This window comes from Actinophytocola sp. (assembly GCF_035634895.1).
Lineage (GTDB): Bacteria > Actinomycetota > Actinomycetes > Mycobacteriales > Pseudonocardiaceae > Actinophytocola.
Genome location: NZ_DASQCC010000061.1, coordinates 33498 through 44722, shown reverse-complemented (window position 1 = coordinate 44722; position 11225 = coordinate 33498). Strand labels below are relative to the sequence as shown.

The 11225-nt window shown below is 73.6% G+C and carries 2 protein-coding genes and 1 pseudogene; all 3 read left to right on the top strand.

The features are described from left to right. Positions 1 to 9 precede the first annotated feature (9 nt). Positions 10 to 5076, top strand: a pseudogene (locus VET29_RS08750) (SDR family NAD(P)-dependent oxidoreductase); the annotation flags it as partial. Next, positions 5073 to 10061 carry a type I polyketide synthase gene (locus VET29_RS08745; RefSeq protein WP_324917258.1) on the top strand — a complete coding sequence of 1663 codons (4989 nt, stop codon included), beginning with the start codon at positions 5073 to 5075 and terminating at the stop codon, positions 10059 to 10061. The pseudogene VET29_RS08750 and the gene VET29_RS08745, both read left to right, overlap by 4 nt. After that, positions 10058 to 11221, top strand: a complete 1164-nt coding sequence (locus tag VET29_RS08740) for an FAD-dependent oxidoreductase (protein ID WP_324917255.1) — start codon at positions 10058 to 10060, stop codon at positions 11219 to 11221. The genes VET29_RS08745 and VET29_RS08740 overlap by 4 nt, the downstream gene beginning before the upstream one ends. Positions 11222 to 11225 lie beyond the last annotated feature (4 nt).

Sequence of the window (11225 nt, the reverse complement as noted above, 5' to 3'; positions counted from 1 at the left end):
GCAATGGCGAACGAAGCACAACTCCGCGAGTACCTCAAGAAGGCACTGGCCGACGCCCAGACGGCCCGCCGGAGCCTGCGCGAGTACCAGGAGAAGCAGAACGAGCCCGTCGCGATCGTCGGCATGGGGTGCCGCTTCCCCGGCGGCGTCACCACCCCCGAGGGCCTGTGGCGGCTGCTGGTCGACGAGGTAGACGCCGTCGGCGACTTCCCGAGCGACCGCGGCTGGGACCTCGAGTCCGTCTACGACCCGGACGGCGCCGCCGGCACCAGCTACACGGCCAACGGCGGGTTCCTGACCGACGCGCCGCTGTTCGACCCGGCGTTCTTCGGGATCTCGCCGAACGAGGCCATCGCCATGGACCCGCAGCAGCGCCTGCTCATGGAGACCTCGTGGGAGGCCATCGAGAACGCCGGCATCGACCCCGTCTCGCTGCGTGGCACCAGCACCGGCGTGTTCGTCGGCACGACCTCCCAGCTGTACGGGGCGACGGTCACCGACCTGCCGCAGGGCGTCGACCTGTACCTGGGCACCGGCACCACGGCCAGCGTCACGTCCGGCCGCGTCGCCTACACCTTCGGCCTGGAAGGGCCCGCGGTCTCGGTGGACACGGCGTGCTCCTCGTCGCTGGTGTCACTGCAGATGGCGGTGGCCTCGCTGCGTTCCGGCGAGTGCGACATGGCGCTGGCCGGCGGCGTGACGGTCATGTCGACGCCCGGCATGTTCGTGTTGTTCAGCCAGCAGAAGGGCCTGTCCACCGACGGCCGGTGCAAGGCGTTCGCCGACGCGGCGGACGGCACCGGCTGGAGCGAGGGCGTCGGCATGGTGCTGGTGGAGCGGCTGTCGGACGCGCGGCGCAACGGCCACCGGGTGCTCGCCGTGGTCCGCGGCGGCGCGACCAACCAGGACGGCGCGTCCAACGGCATGACCGCACCCAACGGCCCGTCCCAGCAGCGGGTGATCCGCGCCGCGCTGGCCGTCTCCGGCCTGTCCGGCGCGGACGTCGACTACGTCGAGGCGCACGGCACGGGCACCACGCTCGGCGACCCGATCGAGGCGCAGGCGCTGATCGCGACCTACGGCCGGGACCGGGAGACGCCGCTGCGGCTGGGCTCGCTGAAGTCCAACATCGGGCACACCCAGTGCGCGGCGGGCGTGGCCAGCGTGATGAAGGTCGTGCTGGCGCTGCAACACAGCCTGCTGCCGAAGACGCTGCACGTGGACAGGCCGACGTCCCATGTGGACTGGTCGGCCGGCACGGTCGAGCTGCTGACCGAGCCGAGCCCGTGGGAACGCGGCGAGCGGCCGCGCCGGGCGGGCGTGTCCTCGTTCGGCGTCTCGGGCACCAACGCCCACCTGATCATCGAGGAGGCGCCCGAGCAGGCGCCCGCCGCGGTCGAGCCGATGACCGGCCCGGTCCCGCTGCTGCTGTCGGCGAAGACGGCCACGGGCCTGCACGGCCAGGCCGGTGCCCTCGCCGCTGCCCTGACCGGCGCGACCGACCTCGGCGACGTCGCGTTCTCCCTGCGGCACAGCAGAACCGCGTTCGACCACCGGGCGGCCGTGGTCGCCGGCGACGTCGACGAGGCGCTGGCCGGTCTCGCCGAGCTGCCCCTCACCGGGACCGCGGACGTGATCGGCGGCACGGCGTTCGTGTTCCCCGGCCAGGGCGCGCAGTGGCTCGGCATGGCAGTCGAGCTGGTCGACACCGCGCCGGTGTTCGCGGCCCGGTTCGCCGAGTGCGCCGAGGCTCTGGCGCCCCACGTGGACTGGTCGCTGTACGACGCGATCACCGACGAGGCCCTGCTGGCACGCGTGGACGTGGTCCAGCCGACCCTGTGGGCGGTCTATGTGTCCCTGGCGGCGCTGTGGGCGTCCTACGGGATCCGTCCGGACGCGGTGATCGGTCACTCGCAGGGCGAGATCGCCGCGGCCGCCGTCGCCGGCGCACTGTCCCTCGAGGACGCCGCGACGGTCGTCGCGTTGCGCAGCAGGACGATCAGGGCGATCACCGGGATCGGGGGCATGGGGTCGATCGGCCTGCCGGTCGACGAGGTGACCCCGCTGCTGCCGGCCGGCGTGTCCGTGGCCGCGATCAACGGGCCGCACTCCGTGGTCGTGGCCGGCGACGCCGGCGCGCTCGACGAGCTGCTCGCCGGCCTGGACGCCCGTGGCGTCCGGACCAAGCGGGTCCCGGTGGACTACGCGTCCCACTCGGCGCACGTGGAGCGCATCCACGCCGACATCCTGGCCGCGTTGGCCGGGATCACACCGCGGACCCCGAGCATTCCCTTCTACTCCACGGTGGACTCCCGCTGGCTCGACGTGCCGGCGGACGCCGAGTACTGGTACCGCAACCTGCGCTCGACCGTGCACTTCGAGGCCGGTGTCCGTGCGTTGCTGGACAACGGGTTCCGGGTGTTCGTCGAGTCCAGCCCGCACCCGGTGCTCGCCCCGGCCGTCGCCGACCTGGTCGACACCGCGTCGACGCCGGCCGTGCTGGTCGGCTCGCTGCGCCGGGGTGACGGTGGCCTGCGCCGGTTCCTGCGCAACGCCGCCGAGCTGTCCGTGCGTGGCGTCGACGTCGACTTCGGCCTGCGTGGCCAGGTGGTCGACCTGCCGACCTACGCCTTCCAGCGCGACCGGTACTGGCTTGACCTCCCGTCGGGCGCCGGGGACGTCACGGCCGCGGGCATCGGCGCCACCGGTCACCCGCTGCTGGCCGCCGCCGTTCCGCTCGCCGACGCCGACGGCCTGGTGCTGACCGGTTCGCTCACCCGGGGCGCCCAGCTGTGGCTGGCCGGCCACGCGGTGTCCGGCACGGTGCTGTTGCCCGGCACGGGGTTCGTCGAGCTGGCGCTGCGGGCCGGCGAGGAGGTCGGCACCCCGGTGGTCGAGGATCTGACCATCGAGGCGCCGCTGGTCCTGCCCCACCGCGGCGACGTGGCCATCCAGGTCGCCGTCGGCGCGCCGGACGACCGCGGCCGCCGCGGGGTGACCGTCCACTCGCGACCGAACGGTGCCGCGTTCGACGAGCCGTGGACCAGGCACGCCAGCGGCCTCCTGTCGAGCGTCGCCGGCACCCCGGTCGACCTCGGCGGCGCGTGGCCGCCGCCCGGCTCGACCGAGGCGGACCTCACCGACCTCTACTCGGCCCTGGCCGACGGCGGGTTCGAGTACGGGCCGGCCTTCCGGGGCCTGCGCAGGGCATGGCGCGCCGGCGAGACCATCTACGCCGAGGTGGCGTTGCCGGCCGAGCCGGCCACGCTGCGCACCGACGCGGCCGACTACTGCCTGCACCCGGCGCTGCTGGACGCCTGCCTGCACCCGCTCGGCCTCGGCCTGCTGGACACCGCGGGCCTGCCGTTCGCCTTCACCGGCACCACCGTGCACGCCGCCGGCGCGACCGCGGTCCGGGTCAGCCTGACCCGCCTCGGCCCGGACTCGGTCGCCATCGCGGTCGCCGACATGACCGGCGCCCCGGTGGCCACGGTCGACGGCCTGGTGGTCCGGCCCATCAGCGAGGAGGCCCTGCGGGCCGGCCACACCCGCGACTCGCTGTTCGCGGTCGACTGGACGCCGGTCCCCGTCGACACCACGGCCGAGGCGGCCGACACGGAGATCTTCGAGGTCCCGGCCGGCACGCCGTACGAGTCGGCGATGGCCGCGCTGGCGGCCACCCGCGACTGGCGCCAGGCCGGCCGGCTGGTGTTCGTCACCCGCGGCGCGGCCGGCCCGGACGCGAGCGCGGTGGACGCCTCTCCCGTGTGGGGCATGGTGCGGTCCGCCCAGGCCGAACAGGGCGACCGGTTCGTCCTCGTCGACAGCGACAACGACGCCCTCATCCCGGCCGCGCTGGCGACGGGTGAGCCCGAGGTGGCGATCCGCGGCGACAAGCTGTTCGTGCCCCGGCTGTCCCGGCGCGTGCCGGACCCGCGGCGACCGGTCACCGGCCCCGTGCTCATCACCGGCGGCACCGGCACCATCGGCAGCGCACTGGCCCGCCACCTTGTCACCGAGCACGGCGTCACCGACCTGGTGCTGACCAGCCGCACCGGCCAGGCACCCGACCTGGTCGCGGAGCTGACCGAGCTGGGCGCGCGAGTGTCCATCGTGGCCTGTGACGCGGCCGACCGGGACGCGCTGTCCGCGGTGCTCGCCGAGCACCCGGTCCGCACCGTCGTCCACGCGGCCGGCGTGCTCGACGACGCGCTGATCGACACGATGACCGCCGAGCAGGTTGCGAACGTGCTGCGCCCCAAGGTGGACGCCGCGGCCAACCTGGTCGCGCTGCTCGACGCCGGCGTCGAGCTGGTCCTCTTCTCCTCGGCCGCCGCCACGTTCCCCAGTCCCGGCCAGGGCAACTACGCCGCGGCCAACGCCTACCTCGACGCACTCGCCGCGACCCGGCCGAACACCCGGTCGTTCGGCTGGGGCCTGTGGGCCGCGCCGAGCGGGATGACCGGGCACCTCACCGACGTCGAGCTGGACCGGCTGCGCACGGCCGGCGTGGTCGCACTGTCCGAAGAGGACGGTCTGGCCCTGTTCGACGCGGCACTGGCCACCACCGGCGCCCACGTCGTGCCGGCCCGGCTCGACCTGGCCGCGGTCCGTGCCGGCGGCACGATCCCGCCGCTGCTGCGGGGCATCGTCCGCGCGGCCCGCAAGGCCGTGACCACCCAGCAGGACACACAGGGACTGGCCGACCGGCTGGGCAGGCTGTCCACCGTGGCGGACAAGAAGAACCTGCTGCTGGACCTGGTCCGCACACAGGTCGCCGGCGTGCTGGGGCACACCACGGCCGACGCCGTCGAGGCCGGCCGGGCGTTCCGGGAGCTCGGCTTCGACTCGGTCACCGCGGTCGAGCTGCGCAACCGCCTGCACGCCGTTACCGGCCTGCGGCTGCCGGCCACCCTGGTGTTCGACTACCCGACCCCGGCCGACCTGGCCGAACGCCTCGCCGTCGACCTGGTGCCGGAGCAGCCGGTCGAGGCCGAGGCGACCACGTCCGCGATCGACGACCTGGGCGTGGACGACCTCGTCAACCTGGCTCTCGGCCTGGAGGGTGCGCTATGAGCGACCAAACCGAACGCATCGTCAGCGCGTTACGCGCCTCGATGAAGGACAACGAGCGGCTGCGGGCGGAGGTCGACCGGCACACCGAGCCGGTGGCGATCGTCGGCATGTCCTGCCGGCTGCCCGGCGGGATCACCACCCCCGACGAGTTCTGGGCGCTGCTCGCCGACGGCGGCGACGCGATCGGCAACTTCCCGGCCGACCGCGGCTGGGTCGGCGCCGGCACGGGCGGGTTCCTCGCCGACGCGGCCGACTTCGACCCCGGCTTCTTCGGGATCTCGCCGCGTGAGGCGCTGGCCATGGACCCGCAGCAGCGCCTGCTGCTGGAGACGTCGTGGGAGGCCGTCGAGCAGGCCGGCATCGACCCGCATTCCCTGCGGCGCAGCAAGACCGGCGTGTTCGCGGGCCTGATGTACCACGACTACACCACCCGGGGCGGCGAGGTTCCCGAGGAGGTCGTGCCGTTCCTCGGCAACGGCGGCGCGGGCAGCGTCGCGTCCGGCCGGATCGCCTACACCCTCGGCCTGGAGGGCCCGGCGATCACCGTGGACACCGCGTGCTCGTCGTCGCTCGTGGCACTGCACCTCGCGGTGCGCTCGCTGCGGGCCGGCGACTGCGACCTGGCGCTGGCCGGAGGAGTGGCGGTGCTCGCGACCCCGGCCCTGTTCGTCGAGTTCAGCCGCCAGGGCGGCCTCGCGCCGGACGGCCGGTGCAAGGCGTTCGCCGACGCGGCGGACGGCACCGGCTTCTCCGAGGGCGCCGGCATGCTGCTGGTCGAGCGGCTGTCCGACGCCCGGCGCAACGGCCACCGGATCCTGGCGGTCGTCAGGGGCTCCGCGGTGAACCAGGATGGCGCGTCGAACGGCCTGACGGCGCCGAACGGCCCGTCGCAGGAGCGGGTGATCACCGCCGCGCTGGCCGACGCCGGTCTGTGCACTTCGGATGTCGACGTGGTCGAGGCGCACGGCACCGGCACGAAGCTCGGCGACCCGATCGAGGCGCAGGCACTGCTGGCCACCTACGGCCAGGACCGCGCGACGCCGCTGCTGCTGGGCTCGGTGAAGTCCAACATCGGACACACCCAGTCCGCCGCCGGCGTGGCCGCCGTCATCAAGATGATCATGGCTCTGCGGCACGAGAAGCTGCCGGCGACGCTGCACGTGAACGAGCCGTCGTCGCACGTCGACTGGACCGCAGGCGCGATCGAGCTGCTCACCGACGGCAGGACCTGGCCGGCGGGCGAGCGGCCCCGCCGGGCCGGCATCTCCTCGTTCGGCATCTCCGGCACGAACGCGCACGTGATCATCGAGGGCGGCGAGGCGCTCGACGAGAACCGCGTGGACGGCACGGCGGTGTGGCTGGTCTCCGGCCGCACCGAGCAGGCGGCACTGGACGCCGTCACCCGCCTGCGCAACCACGTCCGGACCAACCCGCTGCTCGGCACGGCGAACGTCGCCCGCTCGCTGCGTGGCCGTGCCACCTTCCCGCACCGGGCCGGCGCGGTCGCCACCGACGTGCAGGGTTTCCTCGCCGCGCTGAACGATCCGATCACCGGCTACGCCGACGTCACCGGCCGCCCGGTCCTGGTCTTCCCCGGCCAGGGCGCGCAGTGGGCCGGCATGGGACTGGCGCTGGCGCGGGAGTCGGCGGTGTTCGCGGCCCGGCTCGACGAGTGCGCGGCGGCGTTGTCGGCGGTCGTGGACTGGTCCCTGCTGGACGTGCTCGGCGACGCCGAGGCACTGAAGCGCGTCGACGTGGTGCAGCCCGCGTTGTGGGCGGTGTACGTGTCGCTCGCCGCGCTGTGGGAGTCCTACGGCCTGCGCCCGGCCGCGGTCATCGGCCACTCGCAGGGTGAGATCGCCGCGGCGGCCGTCTCTGGTGCGTTGTCCCTGGCGGACGCGGCGACGGTGGTCGCGTTGCGCAGCAGGGCGATCAGGGCGATCACCGGCATCGGCGGCATGGCGTCGATCGCGTTGCCGGCCGGCGAGGTGGCCGGCAGGCTGCCCGACGGCGTGTCGGTCGCCGCGGTCAACGGCCCGGCGGCGACGGTCGTCTCCGGCGACGTCACCGGCATCACCGACCTGGTGGCCGCGCTCACCGAGGAAGGCGTGCGGGCCAAGCAGATCCCGGTCGACTACGCGTCCCACTGCGCGCACGTGGAACGCATCCACGCCGACATCCTGGCGGCGTTGAGCGGGATCACTCCCCAGGAGCCCGAGATCCCGTTCTACTCCACGGTGGACTCCCGCTGGCTGGACGTGCCGGCGGACGCCGAGTACTGGTACCGCAACCTGCGCTCGACGGTGCACTTCGAGGCCGGCGTCCGCGCGCTGGTCGACGAGGGCTTCGCCGCCTTCGTCGAGGCCAGCCCGCACCCGGTGCTCACGATGGCCATCCAGGACACCGCCGACACCGGCGAGGCGAAGACGGTGGCGGCCGGCACGCTCCGCCGCGACCAGGGTGACCTCGTCGACTTCCTGCGGTCGGTGACCGCCCTGCACGTGCGTGGCGTCCACGTGGACGTCGACCACCTCGCCGCCGGCGCGAGCCAGGTCGAGCTGCCCACCTACCCCTTCCAGCACCAGCGGTTCTGGCTGGCGGGCCCGGCGCCGGAACACACGCCGAACCTCTTCGCCCTGGAGTGGACGCCGGCCACGGGTGGCCAGGCCTCCCAGAACACGGTGGTCGACGTGGATCACCCGCGGGCAGGCGACCTGCCCACCGCCGTCCGCGAGGTCGCCACCACGGTGCTGGCCCGCCTGCGGGACTGGCTCGCCGCCGACGAGGACGGCCGGCTGGTCCTGCGTACCGCCGGCGCCCTCGACCCCACGTCCCCGGACCTGCGCCTCGCGCCGGTCGCCGGCCTCGTCAGGGCCGCGGCCGCCGAGCACCCCGGCCGGTTCGCCCTCGTCGACGCCCCCGAGACCGTCACGGACGACGAGCTAGGCCAGGCACTCACCGTCGCCGAGCCGATCATCGCCGTCCGGGACGGCGAGATCCTCGTGCCCCGGCTGACGAGGGCGCTCGCCACCACCGCGCCGGCCACCCCGGCCGGGACCGTCCTGGTCACCGGCGCGACCGGCACCCTCGGCGCGGCACTGGCCCGTCACCTGGTCGCGTCGGGCGTCCGGGACCTGCTGCTGATCAGCCGTTCCGGCCCGGCCGCGGCCGGTGCCGCCGAGCTGGTCGCCGAGTTGACCGCTGCAGGCGCCACGGTCCGCCTCGAGGCCTGCGACGCCGCCGACCGGACCGCGCTCGCGGCATTGCTGTCGGGCGTCGAGCTGACCGCCGTCTTCCACACCGCCGGCGTGATCTCCGACGGACTGCTCACCTCGATCACCGGGGAGTCGCTGGACACCGTGCTCGCGCCGAAGGTCGACGCGGCGGTCAACCTGCACGAGCTGACCGCCGGTCACCCGATCAGCGAGTTCGTCCTGTTCTCCTCCGCCGCCGCCACGTTCGGCAGCGCCGGCCAGGGCGCCTACGGCGTGGCCAACGCGTTCCTCGACGCGCTTGCCGCACACCGCAGGGCCGTCGGCCTCCCCGGCGTCGCGATGGCGTGGGGCCTGTGGGCAGAGCGCTCCGGCATGACCGCGCACCTGGCCGAGGCCGACCGGGAACGCATGAGCCGCGGCGGCGTCGCCGCACTGTCCACAGTGGAGGGCATGGCGCTGATGGACGCGGCGCGGGTCGCGGGCCCGGCCGCGCTGGTCACCGCGAAGCTGGACCTGGCGCCCCAGGCGGGTGGTGAGATCCAGCCGCTGCTGCGGTCGCTGGTCAAGCCGGTGGCGGTCGAGCAGACCGAGCAGAACATCGTGGACCGGCTGGCCGGACTGTCCACCCACGAGGCCAAGGAGATCCTGCTCGACCTGGTCGTCAGCAGGGCCGCCGCCATCCTGGGACACGCCGGCACGGACGCGGTCGAGACCAACCGCAAGTTCCTGGAGCTGGGCTTCGACTCGCTCACCGCGCTGGAGCTCCGCAACAGGCTGACCGCGGCCACCGGCCTGAAGCTGCCGACCAACATGATCTTCGACCACCCGTCGCCGGAGGCGCTGGCGGACTACCTGCACACCCAGATCGGCGGCACGGCCCCGACGACGCGGCGGGAGGAGTTCGACGGCCCGCTCGCGACCCTGTACTGGCAGGCCTGCCTGCGCGCACAGTCGCAGGACGGACTGGACCTGCTGAAGGTCGCCTCGAAGCTCCAGCCTTCCTTCACCGAGCCCGAGCCGGTCGAGCCCGACCGGCTCGCCGCCGGCGCCGGCGGCCCGCTGCTGATCTGCCTGCCCTCGTTCAGCCCGGTGTCCGGCCCGCACGAGTACGCGCGGTTCGCGACGTTCTTCCGCGATCGGCGGGACGTGCTCGTGTTCCCGGAGCCGGGTTTCCTGGCCGGCCAGAAGGTGCCGTCCTCGCTGGCGGCACTGGCCGACTGGCACGCGTACTCGATCCGCCAGGCCGTCGGCGACCGCCCGTACGTCCTCATCGGCCGGTCGGCGGGCGGCTGGGTCGCACACGTCGTGACCCAGCGCCTCGAGGAGCTGGGCAGCGCCCCGGCCGCGTTGACGCTGATCGACACGTACGCGCCGGACTACGACCAGCTGCCGTCGCTCGAACCGTCCATGGCCGAGGCGATGCTGTCGCGGGAGAGCAAGTTCGCGATGGCCAACGACGCCCGGCTGGCCGCCATGGGTGCCTACCACCGGATCTTCGGTGGCTGGGACCCCGCGCCGATCACCACGCCGACCCTGCTGATCAAGGCGGGCGACGCGTGGGCCGACAGCATCGCGGAAACCCTTGAATGGCAAGCATTCTGGGCACTGCCACACGATGCACGCACGTCGCCGGGCAACCACTTCAGCATCCTGGAGGAACACTCCACCGCCTGCGCGGCGACCCTCGCCGACTGGCTGGCAGAGACCGGCATAGACACCGAGTTACCCCGGCTGACCCCGGCCGGCTCGACACAAGGAGAAAACCGGTGAAAATCATCATCATCGGGGCCGGCCTCGCAGGGGTCGCCTCCGCGTACGCCCTCAGCAAGGACGGGCACGAGGTGACCGTCCTGGAGCAGGCGGGCGAGCTGCGCAAGGGCGGCTACGGGGTGATCCTGTGGCCCAACGCCACGGGCATCCTCGGCGACCTCGGCATCCCGCACCAGAAGCTGCCCGGCCACCTGCTGGACCGGGTGGACATCCAGTCCGAGTTCGGTGACCCGCTGGTGCGGGTGGAGCTGGACCGCATCGCGGAGAAGTTCGACAGCCCCAACATCGTCATCCGGCGCAGCGTGCTGGTCGAGCACATCGCCGCCGAGCTGCCACCCGGCACGCTGCGGTTCAACGCGCTCGCCTCGAAGTTCGCCGAGCCCGTCGGCTCGAACGACCCGATCCAGGTCAAGCTGGCCGACGGCACCGTGCTGGAGGCCGACGTCCTCATCGGCGCGGACGGGCACCGGTCGGTGCTGCGCACCCACCTGTTCGGCGAGAGCGTGGCCAGCTACACCGGCTGGGCCACCTGGCACGGCACCACCCGGCTGGACGTCCCGCTCACCAACAGCCACCGCGTGCAGACGCTGGCCGGCAAGAACGGGCTGTGCGTCATGCACCCGCTGGGCGAGAGCATGCTGTACTGGGCGTTCGAGACCCCGTGGGCCAACGGCGACGTCGCCCCGCCGCCCGCGCCCGGCACCGAGCGGACGGACTCGCCGGTGGCCAACCTCAAGTCCCGGTTCGCCGGTTACGCCTCGCCGCTGCCGGAGCTGCTCGACTCCATCACCGACGCCGACGTCAGCGTGTTCCCACACATCCTGCACAAGGTGCCGCGCTGGTGGGGCCGGGGCCGGGTGACCCTGGCGGGTGACGCCGTGCACGCCGTCCCGCCCCGCACCGGCATGGGCGCCAACCAGGCGTTGGAGGACGCCTGGATGCTGCGCAACGAGCTGAGCCGGCCCGGTGACCCCGCGTCCCTGCTGCGTGCCTACGAGCGCAAGCGCCGGCGCCGCGTCCGGATGCTCTTCGCCTACGCCGCGCTGACCGGCAAGCAGGGGCAGTCGATGCCCGGCCTGTTCCGCAGCAGGGACGGCGTGTCCCTGACCGGTTTCCAGGCCTTCCAGATCAAGGCGTTCAGCAACTACCTCAACCGCTGAAGGA

Coding starts and splice junctions, on each gene's coding strand:
- VET29_RS08745 (WP_324917258.1), top strand. CDS start 5,073: ATGAGCGACCAAACCGAACGCATCGTCAGCGCGTTACGCGCCTCGATG.